Genomic DNA, 22703 nt, shown 5'->3' with positions numbered 1-22703 from the left:
CGCGATCTGTCTTTCTCGTGCGCGTTTTGTCTGCCCGGCGCCGTTAGTACCTGTGACAGCGGGAGCGCTGCCTTTGCCAGGCAGACATAACTACCGCCCTGGGGTTGCACCATGGGTTGTGATGGTGCCTTTCCCGAAAGGAGAGGCCCAGGATGCCCACCCCCGCAGGTTCCATCGACACCTTTATCGCCAGCCAGTTGCCCGCATGGCTGGCCAGCGCCTCAGCTACCCGCCTGGTCGAGCTGCATGACTGTTTGCGCGAGCAACAGGCTGTGCAGCAACAAGTGAAGGCATTGTTTGACGGCTTGGTGCCTCTGGATGCCTTTGCTGCACCCTTGCTGCAGAGCGCGCTTGCCGAGCGGCTTGTGCATTTACAGGATGTGCGCAAGGCCATGCTGAAAATACACGTCATCGAGCGTTATCCCGGCTCCCGCCCGGAAGCACCGCCGGGTGTTCGCGAGCGCACGCTGCAGCACAGCTTGCTGGCCGCTGCACTGCACAATTTCAGCCATGGCGAAACCCGTCCGCCTGGCCTGTCAGATCAATCGAAGCTGATGGATGCTCAAGGCAACGTTCTGCCCATGACCGGCAGAGCCTTTGCCGGGCTCTGCCGCACGCTGGACCTTGGCGGGCAGTACCAGGCCTACCTGAAAGCGCAGTTGACCGCGCCGGGGGAGGCGGGGCAACGAGTGGCGATGCTGCTTGAGCAAGGCCAGCGCCATGCGTTTGAGGCTGCGTTGCGTATTGCCGCCCTCAAGGGTGAAATAGATGAGACCGCGCGGGTGCAATGCCTGGCGGCGGCCAGCATTGAGCAAGCAGCGGCAACGCCGGCACGCCCGAACGCATTGCGCGTGTTTGGCAAGCGTGTACGTGGCGCCGTGGCCTTCGAGCTGCTCCACGAGGGCCGAGTGCAGGGCGTATTGTGCTGGTTACCTGACGACCCGCATGGAGCAATGACTTGGCATGCGTCCTGGGATGCACTGTTTCAGACCCTGGGCAGGCGGTTTCGATTGCCTGGCTACCGTGAGTATTTCCAGCGGTTTATCAGCGAGCGTGACCGTGAGCGCTACACGCCGGCACTGAACCGTGCCGTGTCACAAGGAGGGACGCTTGCCCCGGTGGTGCTGGACGGGCGCCACGAGGCAATCCGCGAGCCGGTGTTTCAGCACTTGCGCAAGCTCCAGCTCGACGCCCTGTTTGACGATGCCCGGGTGTTGGCTGTGCCTACTGCCGTTCAAGACAGTGCCGAGCGTGATCGGCGGCTGCACTTTTACGCAAGTGCCGGTCTCGACCTGTTAGGGCTGGCGAGCTTTTATCTGCCGGCTCTGGGCCTGCCACTGCTGGGCATTGCCGCCCTACAGGTGGTGGAGGATGTCTATGAGGGCTACCAGGACTGGCAGTTGGGTGACCGGCAAGGCGCGCTGGAACATGCCTTCAGTGTGGCTGTGAATGTGGCACAAACAGCTGTGGCTGCCGGGGCGGGGGCGGCGTCGGAGCGCCTGTTGCGCCGCGCTCCGTTCGTCGACGCGCTAGCGCCTGTGCGAACTGCAGAAGGTCAGTACAAACTGTTCGACCCGCAGTTGGAGGCCTATGCGCTGAGCGACGACCACACTGCCACAGGCCAGTATGCCCGCATCGATGATCAGTATCGCTTGCGAACGCACCAGGCGGCCTACCGTGTGGCCGGCGACCCTTTTGAGGGCGAGCTGCACATCCAGCACCCACAGCGTGACGGGGCGTATGCGCCCCTGCTGCGACACCTCGGGGCGGGCGCCTGGCGGCATGAACTGGAGACACCTCAGACATGGCAGGGAGGCGAGCTACTCCGGCGCCTGAGCAGTGGTTTGGCCGAGGTAGATGACCAGACGGCCAGCGATGTGCTGCTGGTCACGGGCTACGATGAAGACCGGCTGCGGGGTTTGCACCTGGAGGAGGGCGAGGTGCCAGCGCGCTTGCTTGACGCCCTGCAACGCCGGCAGTTGCATGAGAAATTCCCCAGGCTGCAAGGGGCTGCATTTGAACAGCATTTCATCGAACAACAGCAAGTGGCGTCACCTGCCGTGCAGGTATTGCAGCGTGATTTTCCAGGGCTGACGGCCCGGGCTGCGGACCAGCTCGTGCAACAGACCGACGAGCTGCTGGTCGAGCAAATGGTCGACCAGCAACGTGTACCGCTGGCCTTGGGCGAGCACGCCCGCTGGTTGCTGAGGGACAGTCGGCTGGACCGTGCGTGTGCGGGGCTTGGCCAGGCTGAGGCAATCAATGCCGACACCGAGCGCCTGGCGTTCGGGTTGTTGGGGCAGTGGTTGAGCTGGCCAGATACGCTGCGAATAGAGTTGCATGAGGCCCGGTCCGGCGCATTGCCATTGGCCAGCATGGGCGCTGAGTCTGCCACCGAGGTGAAGGTAATCGCCAAGGGGCTGCATGGTTATCAGGCACTGGACGGCACGGGAGAACCGGTGCACGGCGCGAGCAAGGACGACAGCCTGATGCAGGCGCTGCTGTGGCAACTGACTGACACGCAGCGACAGGCGCTGGGGGACGTTGGCCAATCAGCCGCGCAGCTCGCACAGGCGCTGGCAAAGCGGGCCTGCGCACAGCGCGAGGAGTTGGCTACATTGCTGGGCATGGCGCCCGTGGGCGGCCGGGTACGCCCACCGGTGCGCCTGGGGGATGGTCGGCTCGGCTACCCGCTCAGTGGGCGTGGAGAAAGCAGCACCGAGGCATTGCGCCAGGCGATCAGGCGGTTGTTTCCCGGTTACACCGATGCCCAGGTGGAGGATTTCATTGCTTCAGCCGGCCATGAGGGGGTGACGCCCTGGCAACGTTACTTTCAGTTCCACGAGCAGTCGCGCCTTCTGGACAACACGCTGAGGGACTGGCGGCGAGCGTCTGCCGGCCCGGCGCAAACTGTTCGTCGCGCCTGGGTGTCGCGGGTGATTCGCCGCGCTTGGCAGCGTCAGCATCGGGATACCCAGGGCAACTATCAGCTGTTGATCCATGGCTGGCGGGTGGGGGCACTGCCAAGGCTGCCTGAAGCCGTGGATTTCAGCCATGTCGCACGCCTGACCTTGCGCAACATGAACTTGTTGGAAATCGAGCCCGGTTTCCTGCAGCGCTTCAGCCGCGTGCGCAACCTGGACCTGCGTGGCAACTTGCTGACAGCGATGCCCGCCAGTATTGAGCACCTGGTAGAGCTCGTGGAACTGAACCTTGCCGAAAACCACATCGTCCTGACCCGCGACGGCAGCCAGCGTTTTGCTGCCCTGCACCGGTTGGTGTCCCTGGATCTGCACGGCAACTTGTTGGGGCGGGCCCCGGATGTGCGCGCACTGTACCGCTTGCGGATCTTGAACATGCGCACGACGGGGTTGCGCGAATTGCCCATCGCGCTGCTCGAATCACCCACGTTGACATTGATCGACCTGCGCGAAAACAGCATCGGCGAGCTGCCCGAAGCAGTGCTGCAATTGATCAGGCGCGACCCGAGCCGGGTCTATCTGCATGGCAACCCATTGTCGCCGCGGGCCATCCGGCAGCTGCGTGGGCTGCTGGATAACCAGGCGGCTGCAGTGTTGCCAGTTCGTGATCATGAGCAATCGCTTGAGGACGAGCGCCTGCGCTACCTTAACGGTGTGGCGCCCAGCGACCACGGCCGTCGCCTGGCACAATGGAGCAATCTGGCCGCGCAGGAGGGGGCGCAGGACTTGTTCCGCTTCTTTGCAGACTTTTCAAGGTCCGGGGATTTTCAGCGGCAGCCTGCGCAAATGAGCCGCCGGGTGTGGGGCATCATCGAGGCCTGCGAGCTGAACGGCGAAGTACGCGAAGCGGTGTTTCAGCAAGCCGCCGGGCCGCGCAGCTGTGCCGACCAGATGTTGTTGATCCTCAGTGCCCTTGAGGTGCGTACTCTGGCGGCGCAGCGGACTGTGGGGCTTGAAGGGCCTTATGCCATGCGGCCGCTGTTGCAGTTTGGGCGGGAGCTGTTTCGTCTGGACCAGGTCGACCGTATTGCCAGCCGGCACATCCAGCAGATGCATGTAACCGACCCCTACATGCCCGTCGACGAGGTAGAAGTCCACCTGGCCTACCGGGTTGGCTTGGCGGATGCCTTCGATTTGCCAGGGCAACCCTCGACAATGAACTACGGATACGTCAGTGGCGTGAGCTTGCATGACCTGGACGTCGCCAAGCGTGAGGTCCAGCTTGCCGAAAACAGTGAAGCGTTAAGCCGCTCAATGGCCGAGCGCGAATTCTGGCAGCAATACCTGCAGCGCCTGCATGCCGACAGGTTCGAGGCCATGAGCGGGCCGTTCCATGAGCGGCTTGAGGCTATTTTCGACCTGCGCGACCAGCTGTCGGACCAGGCGTTTCGCGATTCTGTCGAGGGGTTGCAGGCCGAGCGCTCGGCAGCTGAGCGGGCGTTGTACCTTGATCTGACCCGTCAGGCATATGTTCGGCACCCGAGCTGATGCTTCACGAGTAAATGGCTAGCGATGATGTGTTTAGCATATTAGCTTAGATCTTTTATTACTTTTATTTATTTGATGTGGGCCGCTACATTCGCAGTTCCTCCAACCTGCAAGGAACTGCGGATGTCCATTCGATCTCGCCTGCTGCTGTTCGCCGCTGCCACACTTGTGGCCACCCAGGCATTTGCCAGTGACCGCCTGACCCTGCGCATCGGTGACCAGAAAGGCAACATGCGCGCCCAGCTGGAGGCAGCCGATGCCCTGCGCGACCTGCCTTACGACATCCGCTGGGCCGAATTCCCCGCTGCTGCGCCCTTGGCCGAGGCACTGAATGCCGGCGCGATCGATGCTGGCATCATCGGTGATGCGCCATTGCTCTTCGTGTTGGCCTCTGGTGCACCGGTCAAGGCCATTGCGGTGGACAAGTCCGACCCGTATGGCACAGCGCTGCTGGTGCGGCCCGACGCAGCGCTGCACAGCGCTGCCGACCTCAAGGGCAAGCGTATCGCCACTGGCCGTGGCTCTATTGGCCATCACCTGGCGCTGAAGGCGCTGGACCAGGTTGGGCTCAGCGAAAAGGACGTGGAATTTCGCTTTCTCGGCCCGGTCGACGCCAAGATCGCACTGGCCAATGGTTCGGTGGATGCCTGGTCGACCTGGGAACCCTATACCGCGCTGGCCGAGCTGAGCGGCCAGGGCAAAGTGCTGGTCAATGGTCGGGGGTTGTCCAGTGGCAACAGTTTCCTGGCGGCCACCGACCAGGCGTTGGATGATCCGGCTCGCAAGGCCGCATTGCAGGACTACCTTGCCCGCCTGGCCGCCGCCCAGGTCTGGGCCTATCAGCATCTGGACAGCTACTCGCAAACCCTGGCTGCGATCATCGGCTTCCCGCAGGACGCTGCCCGCCTGCAGTTCGAGCGTCGCCAGTTGCGTTGGCAGGCCATCGACGCGAAGACCATCGGCGAACAGCAGGAAACCGCCGACTTCTACCACGCCCACGGCCTGATGAGCCAACGCCTGGACGTTGCCCCGACCTTCGCCACGGGCTTTACCGTGCCCGCCACTGACTCACTGGCCCAACATTGACCTGGAGACACCCCATGCTGCACCGCAAACGCCTGCGTCATCTGGCCCTGGGCCTGCTGCTCGGTGGCCTGCTGCCGTCGCTTGCCAGCGCCGAACAGACCCTGCGCATCGGTTATCAGAAATCCTCCACCCTGCTGACCTTGCTCAAGGCCCGTGGCACGCTGGAGCAGCGCCTGCAGGCCGAAGGCATCCGCGTCAGCTGGCACGAGTTCCCCAGCGGCCTGCCGCTGCTGGAGGCGCTTAACCTGGGCAATGTCGACCTGTCAGCGGATGTGGCCGACACCGTACCGGTGTTCACCCAGGCAGCTGGCGCCAAGCTCACCTATTTTGCTCGTGAGGCGCCATCACCCTCGGCCCAGGCCATCCTGGTGCCAGCAGGCTCGCCGCTCAAGAACCTGGCCGACCTCAAGGGCAAGCGGGTAGCGGTGACCAAGGCGGCGGGCAGCCATTACCTGTTGATCCAGGCGCTGGCCAAGGCCGGGCTGAGCTTCAAGGACATTACCCCGGCGTACCTCATTCCTGCCGACGGCCGGGCGGCGTTCGAGAACGGCAAGGTCGATGCCTGGGTCACCTGGGACCCCTACGTGGCCAGCGCCCAGCGCCAGCAAAATGCGCGCATCCTGGCCGATGGCAGCGGGTTGGCGAGCTACCAGCGTTACTACCTGGCCGGTAGCGATTACGCCAAGGCGCACCCGCAAGTGCTGCAGCAGGTGTACCAGGCCCTGCGCGAGATCGGTGCCTGGACCAAGGCCAACCCCGCCGCGGCTGCTCGGGTGCTGGGGCCGCTGTGGGGTAACCTGGACAGCGCCACGGTGCAGCAGGCCAATGGCCGACGCAGCTACGACGTGCAGCCGGTGCAACTGGGCAACCTGGGTGAGCAACAGCGTATTGCCGATGCCTTCTACCGCGAAGGCCTGCTGCCCAAACCGGTGGATGCGCGTGCGGTGACTGTGTTCGAGCCGCAAGCTGCTGACTGAGGAGACCTGTGCCGGCCTCTTCGCGGGTGAACCCGCTCCCACAGGTATCGCGCAGGATTCAGGTTCATGCAGTACCTGTGGGAGCGGCTTTAGCCACGAAAGGGCCGGCACAGGCGATGTGTGAACTTCAGGTTATTTGAAGAACTGGCTGGGCGTGGTACCGAATTGGCGCTTGAACATGCTGGCAAAGGCACTGGGGCTGTCATACCCCAGTGCCCCCGCCACGTCGATGATCCGCTCGCCCAGGGCAATCCGCTCCAGTGCCTGCATCAGCCGCGCCTGTTGGCGCCATTGGCCGAAGGTCATGCCGGTTTCGCTGCGAAACAACCGCTGGATGGTCTTTTCATCCACGCCCAGTTGCAGGCCCCAGTCGGCGACGGTGGCGTTATCGTCGGGCCGCTCCTGCAATCCCGCGCAGATTACCCGCAGGCGCTTGTCGCTGGGCTGCGACAGTTTCAGGGGCAAGGTCGGCAGTACGCAGATCTCGTCGAGGATCAGGCGCATTACCCGGGCTTCGCGCGAGTCCTCGGCAAACGGTGCGGTAAAGCCCACCGAGGCCTTGATCAGTTCGCTGAGCAGCGGCGAGATGCTGATGGCCTTGCTCTGCAGGGGCAGGCCCGCTGCCGCATCGGTGCGCACGAAGACACTGCGCATTTTCACATTGCCGACGCAGCGGATGGCATGCACCTGGCCGCAAGGCATCCACACACCGCGGCTGGGCGGCACTGTCCAGCATTCGTTCCCGGACTCGACGATCATCAGCCCTTTGATGGCATAGATCAGTTGGTGCTTGGCATGGGTATGGGGCTCGATGAACCAGTCGCTGGGGTAGTCCGTCGCGCGGCTACCCACGTCCCAGGTCCACTGATCGACCTCCACCAGCAATTCACGCTGCGGCTTTACCATCGTGACCTCGTATAGATGCAGCCTGGCAGCGCCACTTTAGCAGCAACGGCTGGGCGGGGCCTTTGAGCGGGTAGCTGGCAGCAGCGCGGTGGCCAGGCCCAGCAGCGGCAGGAACGCAATGGCCTGGTACACCCACTCGATGCCATGCCGGTCGGCCAGCTCGCCCAGCCCGGCGGCACCAATGCCGCTGATGCCGAACATAAGCCCGAACATCACCCCCGAGACCATGCCGACCCGACCTGGCACCGCCTCTTGGGCATACACCACCAGGGCTGCGAATGCCGAGGACATCACCAGGCCGATGGCCACCGCCAGTACCGCTGTCCAGGCCAGGTTGGCATGGGGCAGGGCAAGGGCGAAGGGCGCCACGCCAAGGAACGAAACCCAGATTACCGCCTTGCGCCCGATGCGGTCACCCACGGGGCCACCGGCAAAGGTGCCCAGCGCCACCGCTGCGAGGAACACGAACAGATACAGCTGGCTGTGTTGCACGCTCAGGCCGAAGTGCTCGATCAGGTAGAAGGTGAAGTAGTTGGTGAACGAGGCGATATACACGAACTTGGCGAACATCAGCACGGCGACCACCACCACCGCGCGCCACATGGCGCCCCGCGATAGCCCGGGGGCCTGCTGGCCGGCGAAGCTCTTGAGCCGGGCCTGGCCGTGGCGCACGCTCCAGCCGGTCACCCGCAGCAGCACCAGCACCGCCAGCGCAGCCGCCAGCATGAACCAGGCAATGGCTGGCTGGCCGTGTGGAATGACGATGGCAGCGGTCAGCAACGGGCCCAGGGCGGAACCTGTGTTGCCGCCGACCTGGAAGGTCGACTGGGCAGTGCCGAAGCGCCCGCCGGAGGCCATGCGAGCCACCCGCGAAGCTTCGGGGTGGAAGGTTGCCGAACCCACGCCGACCACCGCAGCGGCCACCAGCAGCATTTCATAGCTGCCCGCAAAGGCGAGCAGGGCGATGCCCACCAGTGTCACCAGCATGCCGGCTGGCAATAGGTACGGTTGCGGGTGCTTGTCGGTGTACATCCCGACCCAGGGTTGCAGCAGCGAGGCTGTTACCTGGTACACGAGGGCGATCCAGCCGATCTGGGCAAAGCTCAACGCGAAATCGCTTTTGAGCATGGGGTAGATCGACGGCAGCACGGCCTGGATCAGGTCGTTGAGCAGGTGGGCGAATGCGGCAGCACCGACGATACGGACTGCAAAGCCCTGAGGTTGGTCGGCAGGCGTGGCGGCGGCCACGGAGGCGGCGGAGATGGTCATGGGCAAGGTTCTTCTGTGGCAAGGGAGCAAGGCATTGCCGCAGCAGGTTAGCCAGTGCCCGGGTTGCCTGTCTCACGCCGAACAGGCAGCCACTGTCGCGTTTCGGGCATCCGTGCCCGCAAAGCTGTTCTAGCGTTTATGTCTGGCCATTCAGCGCAAAAAGGTCACGTTGCTACTGGGTTGATCAGAGGCCCATCTCGCTCAGCCCTGGGTGGTCATCCGGCCGCCGCCCCAGCGGCCAGTGGAACTTGCGCTCGGCTTCGCTGATGGGGTGTTCGTTGATGCTCGAGTGGCGGTTCTGCATCAGCCCGTCGTCGGCAAATTCCCAGTTCTCGTTGCCGTAGGCGCGGAACCACTGGCCGCTGTCGTCGTGGTACTCGTAGGCATAGCGTACGGCAATGCGGTTGCCGGTGAAGGCCCACAGCTCCTTGATCAGGCGGTACTCCAGTTCATGGTCCCATTTGCGGGTGAGGAATGCCTCGACCTCAGCGCGGCCACGGGGGAACTCGACGCGGTTGCGCCAGACTGTATCAGGGGTATAGGCGAGTGCGACTTTAGCCGGGTCACGGCCGTTCCAGCCATCTTCGGCCAGGCGGACCTTTTCGATGGCACTTTCGCGGGTGAAGGGCGGAAGGGGTGGGCGGGACATCGCGGTACTCCTCGGGTCGTTTGGCTGTTAGCAGGTTAGCTGCAGGGGCCTGAACAGAGAATGGATGTGCTCGACACTTCATAATTGCGTTGCGTGGAACAATACGGCTTCACCTCGAAGCCATGTCTTCCCGCGAGCGGTGGGGGCGGGTTGTGCCGCAATGGGCCGCAAGGCGGCCCTCAATGCTTGTATCAACGCTGAAACGTTGGGGCATCAGTCCCAGGCCGGCGCCAGGCCGTCAGGGCTGACCTCTCGGCCATTGCGTTCGAGCGTGGCGATGCGTGCCATGTCGTCAGCATCCAGCTTCAGGTCACGGGCAAGCAGGTTGCTGGCCAGGTTTTCGCGTTTGGTCGAAGACGGGATTACCGCGTAGCCCAGCTGCAGGGCCCAGGCCAGCGCAACCTGGGCGACAGTGGCCTTGTGCTTGGCCGCGATCTCGGCCAGTACGGGGTCTTTCAGCACCTTGCCGTAGGCCAGTGTCATGTACGAGGTCACGCTGATGTCCTGGTCCTTCAGGTACGCGGTCAGCTTGCTGTTCTGCAAGTACGGGCTGAGTTCGATCTGGTTGGTGGCGATTTCGCCTTTGCCCACCACGGCAATGGCTTGCCGGGTCAGCTCGATGTTGAAGTTGGAAACACCGATCTGACGGGTGAGGCCCAGCTTCTTCGCTTCGGCCAGCGCAGTCATGTATTCGCGCAGCTCAACGCCGTTGCCTGGCGCCGGCCAGTGGATCAGCAGCAGGTCGACGTAGTCGGTGCGCAGTTTTTGCAGGCTGTCACGCAGGCTGGGGATCAGCTTGTCGGCCGCATAGTTGTCAACCCATATCTTGGTGGTGATGAACAGTTCGTTGCGCGGCACGCCGCTTTCGGCGATGGCCTGGCCAACATCCGCTTCGTTCTTGTAGATCTGTGCCGTGTCGATGACGCGGTAGCCCAGTGCCAAGGCCGACGTGACCGAGTCGACGACGGCCTGGCCGGTCAGGCGGAAGGTGCCGAGGCCGAATGAAGGAACGCTCATAGGGTTACTCCTGAAAAGTGGGGAGGATCATGTGATGGCCAGTGTGCAGGTTTGAAAGGCAGTGAATAAGCGGCCGCTGCGTCAAGGTCATTTGACCTGTAGGCACGAATCAATTTTCAAGCTGTGCAATCACTACATAGATAGGGCCCGAGGTGGATCGATCCTTGGTCAGCTAGCGCTTTTATCAAGCGTAGAGGCTGCCCATGACCACTTCACCAATACCTGTCGATTCCATCGATGCGCTGATTGCCCGTCAGCTGCCAGGCTGGCTAAAGCGCGCTTCTGCCGAACACCTGACATTGCTGCGCGCAGCTTCATTGCGTCAACAACAGGCGCAGGATCAACTCGATGCCAGGTTGAAGGGCATAACCCCCTTGGACGATTTCGCCGAGTCGTTGCTCAAAAGCGCGCTCGAACCCTATGGGATTACGCAGGCAGACATGCGCCTGGCTCAGGTCAGGTTGGTAACCCTGCATCCAAACCCGTCGATATCGGCTGCTTTGCCTAGTACTTCTACGCGCGTTGTAAGCACCCAGGCGCTTCTTTCGGCGGCGCTGCATAACTTCCACATAAAGGAAATGCAGCCCGGCTGGTTTGTGGCAGGGTCACAGTTGGTCGATGCAAGTGGGCAGCTGCTACCTATAAGTGCAGAAGCATTTGTTGGCCTCTGCAGAGACATTGATATCGGCCGGCATTATCAAAGCCATTTGCAATCGCAGCTTCAAGGCGAGGGGATGGCTGTCGAGAGCCTCCTCGAGGAGGCGTCGAGCGCCAACCTGGAGTTGGCGGCAATAGTTGCCAGGATCAAGGGTGAAATCGATGAGCAGACGTATCGGCGCATTAGCCAGGTTGGAAGCACAGCATCCGTGATACCTGCCGACAACGCCGTATTGAAGTGCCACACACTGCGGCTGCTGGGCAAGAATGTCGTCGGTGCACTTGTCATCGAAGTGCGTCAGAACGCCCACCTGCTGGGTGTTATCGCGTGGTTACCTGAGGACCCGTATGCCCCGGTAAGTTGGCACACCAGTTGGGAACTGCTGTACATGACGCTTGGCATACGCTTGCGTAATGAAGCGTATCGGCAGTACTTCCAGCGCTTTGTCGCCGAGCGTGATCGGGTCTCCTTCTACACGGCTCTGAACACACTGCTCAGCCACGGCAATACGGTTTTACCGCTTGAGCTGGATGGGCGCTGCTTTGCCATCGAGGGTGACGTGTTCGTCGCACTGCGCGAAGCACGGCTCGACAAAATGGTGGATGACGCGCGGGTATTGGCGGTATCGACAGAGGATGAGGATATCGCCGACCGCCGTGCACGCCTGCAAGGCTATCTGGACCTGGGGCTGAGCGTGGCAGGCTTGGCAGCGCTGTTCGTACCTGTGTTGGGGCAGGCCATGCTCGGGGTTACGGTAGTGCAACTGGCGGGTGAGGTGTACGAAGGCTATCAGGATTGGCAGTTGGGTGATCGCAACGCCGCATTGGGCCACCTGTTCAATGTGGCCGACACGGTGGCGATGGCGGCGGTGACGACGATCGGGGCGGCGGCACTGGGCAAGCTGGCCCAGCGAGTGGCGCGCGTGGACGCCTTGGTGCCGGTAAGGGTGGCGCAGGGGCAGTTGCGCTTGTGTGATCCGACGTTGCCGGGTTATCAGCGTGATGGCGTCGATCTGATGGTAGGGCAGGCAGTCAATGAAAATGGCCGTTCGCTGAGGCGCCTGCACGATGCTGCTTATGAGGTGAGCGAAGGCGACGACGGCGCATGGCGTATTCATCATCCGTCAAGGCCGGGGGCCTACGTACCGGCACTTGAGCACAATGGTGCCGGGGGATGGGTGCACGAGTTCGAGCAACCGCAGCGCTGGCATGACGCCGCCCGCATGGTTCGCCGCCTGGCCAGCCGCACCGCGCAGGTGTCCGATGAGGTGGTGTCGGGCGCGCTGCAGGCCACCGGTTTCGATGCTGATTGCCTGCGCCGTTTGTTACTGGAAAATGCGCCCCCGCCGGCACGCTTGCTCGATGCCATCGAGCGCCAGCAATTGCACCGTGAGTTCCCGGCGTTACGAGGTGATGCTTTTGAGGAGGTTTTCAACGAGCGGCAGATCAACCCGCAAGCAGCGGACCAGACAGTGATGCGGGACTTCCCAGGCCTTACCCAGCGCTGCGCACGGGAAATCGTCGAAGGGGCCAGCAGCGTCGAGATGGACAGCCTGGCCAACGCGGGCCGGGTACCATTGGCCTTGGCAGAACGTGCACGCTGGGCACTACGCGACAGCCGGATAGACCGTGCCTGCGCAGGTTTGCGCCAGGGCGCAGCGGTAAATGACGATACCGGCAAGCTCGCGCTGGGCCTGATCGATGCGATTGCACCCTGGTCGGCCGGGGTCAAGGTTGAGCTGCCTGCCGCTAGCAACGGTGGGCTGTTAGAGGCGTTGATCCCCCAGCTGGACAGCCGCCAGCGACAGTTGCTCGGGGGTAGCCCGTTGACGGCAAGCGCGCTGGGGCAGCGGCTTGGGCGTGAGGCGCTCGCCGACCGTGAAGCGGCAGCCCGAATGATTGGGCTTGCCCAGGTGGGACAGGGGATTCGACCCCCGTTACGCTTGTTCGATGGGCGTTTGGGCTACCCGCTCAGTGGCCACCTGACGGGGACCCGCCAGGCACTGCGGCGCACTTTGAACCATGTGTTCCCGCTCATGAACAGTGAGCAGCTGGAGTTGTACCTGCAAGACCTGGCTCAGCGGGGGGGGGACCCCTGGAACCATGTCAGCCAACTGTTACACGCCAAGGCCAGCCTCAAGCAGGCATTGCAAGGCTGGCGGAACGAATCGGGGCTGAACGTTATTCGCCGCTTACGCCGTATCAAGGTAGCCAGGCGCATTACGACAAGCTGGCAGCGCTTTACCCCAGGGGAGGTGGCGGGTGATTACCACTTGACCATCGTAGGTGACCGGGTGGGGTATCTGCCGGCCTTGCCTGACAATGTGGTTTTCGACCACATCACACACCTGACCCTGCGCGACATGCAGCTGACGACCCTTGAGGCGAGCTTCCTCGGTCGCTTCACCAAGCTGCGCAACCTGGACTTGCGGGGCAACCAGCTGACACGCCTGCCCGCAGGTATCGAGCAATTGACCGAATTGACGAACCTGCGCCTTGGTGGCAATCAGATTGTACTTTCCAGCGACGATAACCTGCGCTTGAGCCAGCTTTTGGGGCTGCGCCGCCTGGAGCTCAACGGTAACCCCGTAGGTTTGCTGCCACCCTTGGCGACGTTCCCCCTGCTGCGCCGGTTGTCCTTGCGCAACACCGGTTTGGGCGAGTTGCCCGCTGATCTGGCCAGGCACGGTAACCTGGAGCTGCTGGACATGCGTGACAACCAGATCCAGACGCTGCCTGAAGCACTGTCGGTGGTACCGCTTCGCTTGTTGCAGGGCCTGGAGCTGCACGACAATCCACTCTCGGACGACACCGTGCAGCGCCTGCAGTTGGCCAGGGCGTCGGCCGGGGCGCCTGAACGTCAGCGTGCGGCTCACGCGTCTTCGCTACCAAGCGCTGTAGCCCCTTGGTTGGCAGGCTTCACGCCGGCACAGCAGGAAGTGCGACTGGCGCGCTGGAACCACTTGTACCGGGAGGCCGGTGCGCGGGATCTGTTCCGGTTTCTCTCAGACTTGCGGGACCTGCGTGAATACCACGCCCAACCCCGAGACCTTCAGGCGCGGGTGTGGCATATCCTCGAAGCCTGCGAGCAGCACGCTGAAGTGCGCGCGGCCCTGTTCGAGCAAGTGGGTCGACCGCGCAGTTGCAGTGACGAGTTGCTGCTCACGCTCAGCGAGCTGGAGGTTGGCGCGATGGTCGCAAGGGCCGGAACAGCCGGTAACGGGGTGCAGAAGGAGCGGGCGCTGGTGAGGCTGGGGCGTTCCTTGTTCCGCCTCGACAAAGTCAACGCGATTGCGGCCCGGCATATTGCCGATTACTTTTCGACCGACCCCGTCGAGGTTTACCTCACCTATCGCGTCAAGCTGGCGGATAGCCTCGACCTCCCTGCGCAGCCCAGCCATCTTTCGTACGAGAGTTTCAGTGGGGTTGGCCGTGAAGACCTGGACGCTGCGCGCAGTGAGGTTCTACGGGAGGAAACGCCACAAGCCTTGGCGCAGGCACTGGCAGATCAGCACTTCTGGCAGGACTACCTGCACGAGCATCAAGCGGTGTGTTTCAGCCGCTTGGACGAGCCTTTCCAGCAGCGCCTGGATACGTTGCTCGAGGAATCGAAAACGTTGAGCGATGGCGACTATGTCACCCAAAGCGAGCAAATCTGCGCAGAGCGTGAAGTCGCGAAACGCGAGCTTGTACTTGAATTGAGTCGTGAAGCCATTCAGCGCCAAGGCCTGTGAACGAAACAGCCCGCGCAAAGGCGGGCTGTTTGCTCAAGCGGGACGATCAGCGGCGGCGGAACAGCGGCAGCGGCTCGTCGGTGGCGGCCTGGTAGGTCACCGAGAAGTCCTTGAGGCTTTGCAGCGCGTCTTCCGGGTCCTTGTCGGCACGGATGGCGAACGCATCGAAACCGCAACGGGCCATGAAGAACAGCTGATCGCGCAGTACGTCGCCGATGGCGCGCAGCTCGCCTTTGAACTTGTAGCGGTCACGCAGCAGGCGCGCATTGGAGTAGCTGCGCCCGTCGGTGAAGGCCGGGAAGTTCAGCGCGATAACCTGGAAGTACTGCACGTCCTCGCCGATTTCTTCCGCTTCTTCGTCGCTGTCCAGCCACACGCCCAGGCCGCCGTCGCGGGCCTTGAGCACGTGGGCATGGTCACGCCACAGCTGCAGCGGCACGATGTAGTCATCGCAGTTGGTCAGCTCGTCGAACGAGGTTTCCTTGGGCAGCAGGTGCCAGGTTTCGTCGACGATCTGGTTGTTCTTAATGATTCGCTGCATAGACGCGTTCCTTGAAGGGGTCGATGCCGATACGCTGGTAGGTGTCGATGAAACGCTCTTCCTCAGTACGTTGCTCGACGTACACGGCGATCAGCTTCTCGATCACATCGGCCATGGCATCCTGGGCGAAGGACGGGCCGAGGATCTTGCCCAGGCTCGCGCCGCGCGCGGCATTGCCGCCCAGCGACACCTGGTAGAACTCCTCACCCTTCTTGTCCACGCCGAGGATGCCGATGTGGCCCACGTGGTGGTGGCCGCAGGCGTTCATGCAGCCAGAGATGTTCAGGTCGATTTCACCGATGTCGAACAGGTAGTCCAGGTCGTCGAAACGGCGCTGGATGGACTCGGCGATCGGGATCGACTTGGCGTTTGCCAGCGAGCAGTAGTCACCGCCCGGGCAGCAGATGATGTCGGTCAGCAGGCCGATGTTCGGGGTGGCGAAGCCGCCTTCGCGCAGTTCCAGCCACAGCGCGTGCAGCTGGCGCTGCTCGACATCGGCGAGGATGATGTTCTGCTCGTGCGAGGTGCGCAGGAAGCCGAAGCTGTAGCGCTCGGCCAGGTCGGCCACGGCGTCCAGTTGCTTGTCGGTCAGGTCGCCAGGGGCAACGCCGGTGGGCTTGAGCGACAACGTCACGGCCACGTAGCCAGGGCGCTTGTGAGCACGGGTATTGCGCGAGCGCCAGCGGGCGAAGCCTGGGTTTTCTGCGTCCTGGGCGGCGTAGTCGACGTTGTCGAGGGCCAGGTACTCCGGGTCGACGAAGTGGCGCGAAACGCGCTGCACTTCGTCTTCGGTCAGGGTGGTGCTGCCGCCGCGCAGGTGGACCATTTCGGCCTCGACCTTCTCGGCGAATACTTCAGGCGTCAGCGCCTTGACCAGGATCTTGATCCGCGCCTTGTACTTGTTGTCACGGCGACCGTAACGGTTGTACACGCGCAGGATGGCGTCCAGGTAGCTGATCAGGTCCTGCCACGGCAGGAATTCGTTGATGAACGAGCCGACCACCGGGGTACGGCCCAGGCCGCCGCCGACCAGCACACGGAAGCCCAGCTCGCCAGCAGCGTTGCGCACCGGCTCCAGGCCGATGTCGTGCACTTCAATGGCAGCGCGGTCTTCCTGCGAGCCGTTGATGGCAATCTTGAACTTGCGCGGCAGGTAGGCGAATTCCGGGTGGAAGGTGGTCCACTGACGGACGATTTCGCACCATGGGCGCGGGTCGATGATTTCGTCTGCGGCCACACCGGCAAACTGGTCGGTGGTGGTGTTGCGCAGGCAGTTGCCGCTGGTCTGGATCGCGTGCATCTGCACGGTGGCCAGCTCGGCGAGGATGTCTGGAATGTCTTCCAGCGCCGGCCAGTTGTACTGCACGTTCTGGCGGGTGGAAATGTGCGCGTAGCCCTTGTCGTAGTCGCGAGCGATCTTCGCCAGGGTGCGGACCTGGCGGGCGCTCAGCTGGCCGTACGGCACGGCGACACGCAGCATTGGCGCGAAACGTTGGATGTATAGGCCGTTCTGCAGGCGCAGAGGGCGGAATTCTTCTTCGCTCAGCTCACCGGCCAGGTAGCGGCGGGTCTGATCACGGAACTGCTTGACGCGGTCCTCGATGATCCGCTGATCGTACTCGTCGTATACGTACATAAAAGTCCTGTCTCAGGCATGCAGCTATTCGCGCGCACGGCCGCGCACTCCGGTACGGAGCCGTGGAACGATATCAGGTTGCGGTTATGCGCTAAAGTGATGTTTTTGCATATGAAAAGAACCAAATGGACTATGTGAGACTGAGTGCCATTTGTGCCGCGTGTGCAGCCAGGCGGTTATAATCCGGCGTTTGCTTCGCAGAGATGTGACCCCATGCTCAAGGCCCTGTGCCAAAGCTTGTGTCTTGCCCTGCCACTGGCGGCAAATGCGCAGCCGGCCTCGGTGGTGTTCCTCAATCCGGGGTTGTCCACCGAGACATTCTGGACCAGCTACACCCGCTTCATGCAGGCCGCTGCGGACGAACTGGGCATGTCCCTGCGCGTGGAGTACAGCGAGCGCCGTCCCGACCTGGCGCTGAGCAAGGCCAGGGCAATCTTGAACGGGGCGCAGCGGCCGGATTACCTGGTGCTGGTCAACGAGCAGTACGTGGCACCGGAAATCCTGCGGCTGTCGCGTGGCACCGGGGTCAAGCTGCTGCTGGTCAATAATGGCCTGACCGCCAGCCAGGCCCGTAGCATACAGGCCCAGCCCGACAAGTATGTCGAGCCACTGGGTACCCTGATGAGCAACGACGAGCAGGCGGGCTTCCAGATGTTGCACCTGATGGTTGCGCAACTGCCTCGCGACGCAGGGCCGGTGGACCTGGTGGCCTTTGCCGGGCTCAAGACCACACCGGCCTCGCAGTTGCGCGAGGAGGGCATGCGCCGCGCCCTGGCCGACTTCCCTCAGGTTCGCCTGCGCCAGGTGGTATACGGCGGCTGGAGCCGCGAGCGCGCCTACGAGCAGGCGCAGCAATTGCTGGAGCGATACCCGGCCACCCGCCTGGTGTGGTCTGCCAATGACGAGATGGCCTTTGGCGCCATGCAGGCGTTCGAGGAGGCCGGGCATACACCGGGGCGTGACGTGCTGTTCGGCGCCGTCAACAGTTCGCCCGAGGCCTTGCGTGCGCGCATCGACGGGCGCTTGAGCGCGCTGATGGGTGGGCATTTCACCCTTGGCGGTTGGGCCATGGTGATGTTGCACGACGATGCCCAGGGTGTGGCGCTGAACCGCGACGGCCAGCGCGTGCACAGTGCCCCGGTACTGCAGGCAATCGACCAGGCCAAGGCCAGGCGGTGGCTGAAACTGCTGGAACGGCCCGACTATGGCGTAGATTTTTTGCATTACAGCGCCGAAGGGCGGCCGGCCAGCTACCAGTACCCGTTTCTGACGTCACCGGTCGACTATTGAAAGACCCTGCTTGAGTGAAGGGCATTGCTCGTCTTAACTGCTGGTTGTGAAGTGCATTCCCATAACCACTACAAGAGGCAATGCAATGGGAAACTCAACCAAGGTCCGCAAAGCTGACAGCAGCGTCGATGCCTGGGCGATCCTCTGCCTGATCGTCCTGGTGGTGGTCACTGCCGTGTATTGGGTCAGCCACCAGTAGACTTTTCTTTTAGACCGTGATGTAGCAACAGCGCCTGCGGGGGGATGTCCTGCAGGCGTTTTTGTGTTGCCTGTACCGGCCTCATCGCCGGCAAGCCAGCTCCCACAGGTACAGCGCAGGCCCAGAGGCTGCAGAAAACCTGCGGGAGCTGGCTTGCCGGCGATGAGGCCGGTACAGGCTAGCGGGTAAGGTGCAGGGCCAACTGCACCAACCCGATCAGCACCATGATGAATATCAGGGTGAAGAGCGTCCCCAGTGCAATGAAATGGCTGGCTTTGCCGTGGGTGAAGTCGCGAGCGCGGTTCTTGCCGCTTTGCACGCCAAAGGCGGCGGCGAGGATGCTGTGCAGCATCTGCCAGAAGGTTGGGGGTTTGCCCTGGCTGGAATCGTCCATGGTGGCTCCTGAAGAATCAGAGGCAATCAGGGACAGTGTAGGTGCCCATTGGGGCTGTTGTGCAGCCCATCGCGACACAAGGCCGCTGCTGCAAGGGAATGCGGTCCCCTGTAGGAGCGGCCTTGTGTCGCGATGGGCCGCAAAGCGGCCCCAATAGTCTTAGTTGTCGTACCCAAGGTTGGGCGCGAGCCAGCGCTCGCTCACGCTCACATCCTGCCCTTTGCGCGCGCTGTAGCGCTCGATCTGGTCCTTGTCGACCTTGCCCACGGCAAAGTACTGTGCCTGCGGGTGGGCAAAGTACCAGCCGCTGACCGCCGCCGCCGGGAACATCGCAAAGTGCTCGGTAAGGAACACGCCGCTTGGCCCGGTTTCGCCGATGGCGGTGCCGTCGAGCAGGCGGAACAGGGTTTCCTTCTCGGTGTGGTCGGGGCAGGCCGGGTAGCCCGGGGCCGGGCGAATGCCGCTGTACTGCTCCTTGATCAGCGCTTCGTTGTCCAGGTGCTCGTCGCGGGCATAGCCCCAGTGCTCTTTACGCACCTGCTCGTGCAGCCACTCGGCGCAGGCTTCGGCCAGGCGGTCGGCCAGGGCCTTGACCATGATCGAGCTGTAGTCGTCACCTTTGTCCTGGTAAGCCTTGGCCACTTCCTCGGCACCAATGCCGGCAGTGGTGATGAACCCGCCCACATAATCGGTGACGCCGCTGGCTTTTGGCGCGACAAAATCAGCCAGCGACCAGTTGGGCTTGCCGTCCGGCTTGATGGTCTGCTGGCGCAGGTGGTGCAGGGTGGCCAGCGCCTGGCCGTCCTCGCCGTACACCTCGATGTCGTCGTCGGCCACCTGGTTGGCCGGCCAGAAGCCAAACACCGCGCGGGCGCTGATCAGCTTCTCGTCGATCAGCTTGTCGAGCATCTCGCGGGCATCCTTGTACAGCGCGGTGGCAGCCTCGCCGACCACTTCGTCGGTGAGGATGCGCGGGAACTTGCCGGCCAGGTCCCAGGAGATGAAGAACGGGGTCCAGTCGATGTATTCGGCCAAGGTGCGCAGGTCGATGTCTTCCAGTACCTTGACGCCGGTGAAGGAGGGCACTGCTGGCTGGTAGCCGGCCCAGTCGTACTGCGGCTTGGCGGCGATGGCCTGGGCATAGCTCAGGCGCTCGGTGCGGGCGCTGCGGTTGGCGGTGCGCTCGCGCACATCCACGTACTCAAGGCGGGTCTTCTCGACGAAGCCCGGCTTGAGCTCCTTGGACAGCAACTGGGTGGCCACGCCGACCGCACGCGAGGCGTCGGTGACGTAGATGACGGCGTCGTTGCTGTACTTTGGTTCGATCTTGACTGCGGTGTGCGCCTTGGACGTGGTGGCGCCGCCGATCATCAGTGGCAGTTCGAAGCCCTGGCGCTGCATTTCGCGGGCAACGTGGACCATCTCGTCCAGCGACGGGGTGATCAGGCCGGACAAGCCGATGATGTCGCACTTCTCGTCGCGGGCGGTTTGCAGGATTTTCTCTGCCGGCACCATCACGCCGAGGTCGACGATGTCATAGCCGTTGCAGCCCAGTACCACGCCGACGATGTTCTTGCCGATGTCGTGCACGTCACCTTTTACCGTGGCCATCAGGATCTTGCCCTTGGCTTCTGGCTTGTCGCCTTTTTCGGCCTCGATGAACGGGATCAGGTGCGCCACCGCCTGCTTCATCACACGTGCCGACTTGACCACCTGGGGCAGGAACATCTTGCCTGCACCGAACAGGTCGCCCACCACGTTCATGCCGCTCATCAGCGGGCCTTCGATGACCTCGATGGGGCGTGCGCATTGCTGGCGGCACTCCTCGGTGTCCTCGACGATGTGCGCGGTGATGCCTTTGACCAGTGCGTGTTCCAGGCGCTTGCCGACCGGCAGCGAACGCCAGGCTTCGTTTTCGACTTCCTTGGTGGCGCCGCCGCCTTTGTAGTCGTCGGCAATGGCCAGCAGGGCATCGGTCCCTTCCGGCGTGCGGTTGAGCACCACGTCCTCGACCCTTTCACGCAGCTCGGCCGGGATCTCGTCGTAGATCTCCAGCTGGCCGGCGTTGACGATACCCATGGTCAGGCCGTTGCGGATGGCGTGGAACAGGAACACCGAGTGGATCGCCTCGCGCACCGGGTTGTTGCCACGGAACGAGAACGACACGTTGGACACACCGCCCGAGCTCAGGGCATGGGGCAGGTGGTCACGGATATAGGCACAGGCCTCGATGAAGTCGACGGCGTAGTTGTTGTGCTCTTCGATGCCAGTGGCAACGGCAAAGATGTTCGGGTCGAAGATGATGTCTTCCGGCGGGAAGCCCACTTCGTTGACCAGAATGTCGTAGCTGCGCTTGCAGATTTCCTTTTTGCGCGCGGCGGTGTCGGCCTGGCCGACCTCGTCGAAGGCCATCACCACCACGGCGGCGCCGTAGCGCTTGCACAGGCGGGCGTGGTGCTTGAACTGCTCGACGCCTTCTTTCATGGAAATGGAGTTGACGATGCCTTTGCCCTGAATGCACTTCAGGCCGGCTTCGATCACTTCCCACTTGGAGGAGTCGATCATGATCGGCACGCGGGAAATGTCCGGCTCGCCAGCGATCATGTTGAGGAAGCGGACCATGGCAGCCTGGGAATCGAGCATCCCTTCGTCCATGTTGATGTCGATCACCTGGGCGCCGGCCTCGACCTGCTGCAGGGCGACTTCCAGGGCTTCGGTGTAGTTCTCATCACGGATCAGCCGGGCGAACTTGGCGGAACCGGTGATGTTGGTGCGCTCGCCGACGTTGACGAACAGCGACTGGCGGTCGATGGTGAACGGTTCCAGGCCCGACAGGCGACAGGCCTTGGCAATCTCCGGGATCTCGCGTGGCTTGTATTTGGCCACCGCTTCGGCAATGGCCTGGATATGGCCCGGGGTGGTACCGCAGCAACCGCCGATGATGTTGAGGAAGCCGCTGGCAGCGAATTCCTCGACCACCGCAGCCATTTCGGCCGGGGTTTCGTCGTACTCGCCAAAGGCGTTCGGCAGGCCGGCGTTGGGGTGGGCGGAAACGTGGGTGTCGGCCTTGGTCGATAGCTCTTCCAGGTACGGGCGCAGGTCCTTGGCGCCAAGGGCGCAGTTCAGGCCCACGGAAATCGGCTTGGCGTGGCGCACCGAGTTCCAGAACGCTTCGGTGGTCTGGCCCGACAGGGTACGGCCGGAGGCGTCGGTGATGGTGCCGGAGATCATGATCGGCAGTTCGACAGCGTCCTCCTCGAACACCTGCTGCACGGCAAAAATGGCCGCCTTGGCGTTGAGGGTGTCGAAGATGGTTTCGATCAGGATCAGGTCGGCGCCGCCCTCGATCAGGCCACGGGTGGCCTCGACGTAGTTTTCTACCAGCTCATCGAACGTGACGTTGCGGTAGCCGGGGTCGTTGACGTCCGGGGAAATCGAGCAGGTGCGGCTGGTAGGGCCGAGCACGCCTGCGACAAAGCGCGGCTTGTCGGGCGTTTCCAGGGTCTTGGCATCGGCCACCTGGCGGGCAATGCGCGCGCCTTCCACGTTCAGCTCATAAACCAGCGATTCCATGCCGTAGTCGGCCTGGGAAATCTGCGTGGCATTGAAGGTGTTGGTTTCGAGAATATCCGCCCCGGCATCGAGGTAGGCTTTTTCGATAGCAGCGATTACGTCCGGGCGGCTGAGCAGCAACAGGTCGTTGTTACCTTTTACATCGCTTGGCCAATCGGCGAAGCGCGTGCCACGATAGTCGTGTTCCTCGAGACGGTAGCTTTGGATCATAGTACCCATGCCGCCGTCGAGGATCAGGATGCGCTCTTTGAGGGCGTTCTGGAGTGCTTGGAGACGAGCGCTGCGGTCGGACATAGGAACTACCTG

Annotated in this window: 13 protein-coding genes; 5 read left to right on the top strand and 8 right to left on the bottom strand. The window is 62.8% G+C overall.

Annotated elements, in window-relative coordinates:
* The first annotated feature begins 152 nt into the window (after positions 1-152).
* From N805_RS12725 to N805_RS12715, 3 genes are all read left to right on the top strand, one after another.
* A complete protein-coding gene (locus N805_RS12725) occupies positions 153-4469 on the top strand; it encodes an NEL-type E3 ubiquitin ligase domain-containing protein (RefSeq protein ID WP_019471077.1) in 4317 nt (1438 codons plus the stop codon).
* Between the two features lie 129 nt (positions 4470-4598).
* Positions 4599-5555: an ABC transporter substrate-binding protein gene (locus N805_RS12720; protein ID WP_026034419.1), complete on the top strand. Its 957-nt coding sequence runs from the start codon at positions 4599-4601 to the stop codon at positions 5553-5555.
* 14 nt (positions 5556-5569) lie between these two features.
* Complete coding sequence (locus N805_RS12715) at positions 5570-6532, top strand: aliphatic sulfonate ABC transporter substrate-binding protein (protein ID WP_019471079.1); 963 nt, start codon at positions 5570-5572, stop codon at positions 6530-6532.
* Between the two features lie 132 nt (positions 6533-6664).
* Here N805_RS12715 and N805_RS12710 read toward each other — a convergent pair whose 3' ends face one another.
* The 4 genes from N805_RS12710 to dkgB all read right to left on the bottom strand — a co-directional run bounded on the left by N805_RS12710 (position 6665) and on the right by dkgB (position 10373).
* Entirely contained in the window at positions 6665-7438 is a 774-nt protein-coding gene (locus N805_RS12710) for an AraC family transcriptional regulator (RefSeq protein ID WP_019471080.1), read from the bottom strand.
* Between the two features lie 36 nt (positions 7439-7474).
* Positions 7475-8707: an MFS transporter gene (locus N805_RS12705; protein ID WP_019471081.1), complete on the bottom strand. Its 1233-nt coding sequence runs from the start codon at positions 8705-8707 to the stop codon at positions 7475-7477.
* 184 nt (positions 8708-8891) lie between these two features.
* Positions 8892-9356: a DUF1348 family protein gene (locus N805_RS12700; RefSeq protein ID WP_019471082.1), complete on the bottom strand. Its 465-nt coding sequence runs from the start codon at positions 9354-9356 to the stop codon at positions 8892-8894.
* A 213-nt stretch (positions 9357-9569) separates the two neighbouring features.
* Positions 9570-10373: a 2,5-didehydrogluconate reductase DkgB gene (gene dkgB / locus N805_RS12695; RefSeq protein WP_019471083.1), complete on the bottom strand. Its 804-nt coding sequence runs from the start codon at positions 10371-10373 to the stop codon at positions 9570-9572.
* 203 nt (positions 10374-10576) lie between these two features.
* Between dkgB and N805_RS12690 the strand changes: the two genes are divergently transcribed.
* A complete protein-coding gene (locus N805_RS12690; RefSeq protein WP_026034421.1) occupies positions 10577-14764 on the top strand; it encodes an NEL-type E3 ubiquitin ligase domain-containing protein in 4188 nt (1395 codons plus the stop codon).
* A 46-nt stretch (positions 14765-14810) separates the two neighbouring features.
* Here the strand turns inward: N805_RS12690 and N805_RS12685 are convergent, their stop codons facing one another.
* Both N805_RS12685 and N805_RS12680 read right to left on the bottom strand, forming a co-directional pair.
* Complete coding sequence (locus N805_RS12685) at positions 14811-15305, bottom strand: DUF934 domain-containing protein (protein ID WP_016485947.1); 495 nt, start codon at positions 15303-15305, stop codon at positions 14811-14813.
* Complete coding sequence (locus N805_RS12680; RefSeq protein ID WP_019471086.1) at positions 15289-16941, bottom strand: nitrite/sulfite reductase; 1653 nt, start codon at positions 16939-16941, stop codon at positions 15289-15291. The genes N805_RS12685 and N805_RS12680 overlap by 17 nt, the downstream gene beginning before the upstream one ends.
* 213 nt (positions 16942-17154) lie before the next feature.
* Here N805_RS12680 and N805_RS12675 point away from each other — a divergent pair, with 213 nt between their 5' ends.
* Positions 17155-18231 carry an ABC transporter substrate-binding protein gene (locus N805_RS12675; protein WP_019471087.1) on the top strand — a complete coding sequence of 359 codons (1077 nt, stop codon included), beginning with the start codon at positions 17155-17157 and terminating at the stop codon, positions 18229-18231.
* A 377-nt stretch (positions 18232-18608) separates the two neighbouring features.
* On the opposite strand, the gene N805_RS12670 is transcribed toward N805_RS12675, so the two are convergent.
* Positions 18609-18824 (bottom strand): DUF2970 domain-containing protein, encoded by a 216-nt coding sequence (locus N805_RS12670; protein ID WP_016500492.1) that lies wholly within the window; start codon positions 18822-18824, stop codon positions 18609-18611.
* Between the two features lie 159 nt (positions 18825-18983).
* On the bottom strand, positions 18984-22691 hold the full coding sequence (gene metH, locus N805_RS12665) for a methionine synthase (protein WP_019471088.1): 3708 nt from the start codon (positions 22689-22691) through the stop codon (positions 18984-18986).
* Positions 22692-22703: the final 12 nt, after the last annotated feature.

The organism is Pseudomonas putida S13.1.2, from assembly GCF_000498395.2.
Lineage (GTDB): Bacteria > Pseudomonadota > Gammaproteobacteria > Pseudomonadales > Pseudomonadaceae > Aquipseudomonas > Aquipseudomonas putida_Q.
This window is presented reverse-complemented; position numbering and strand designations above follow the sequence as displayed.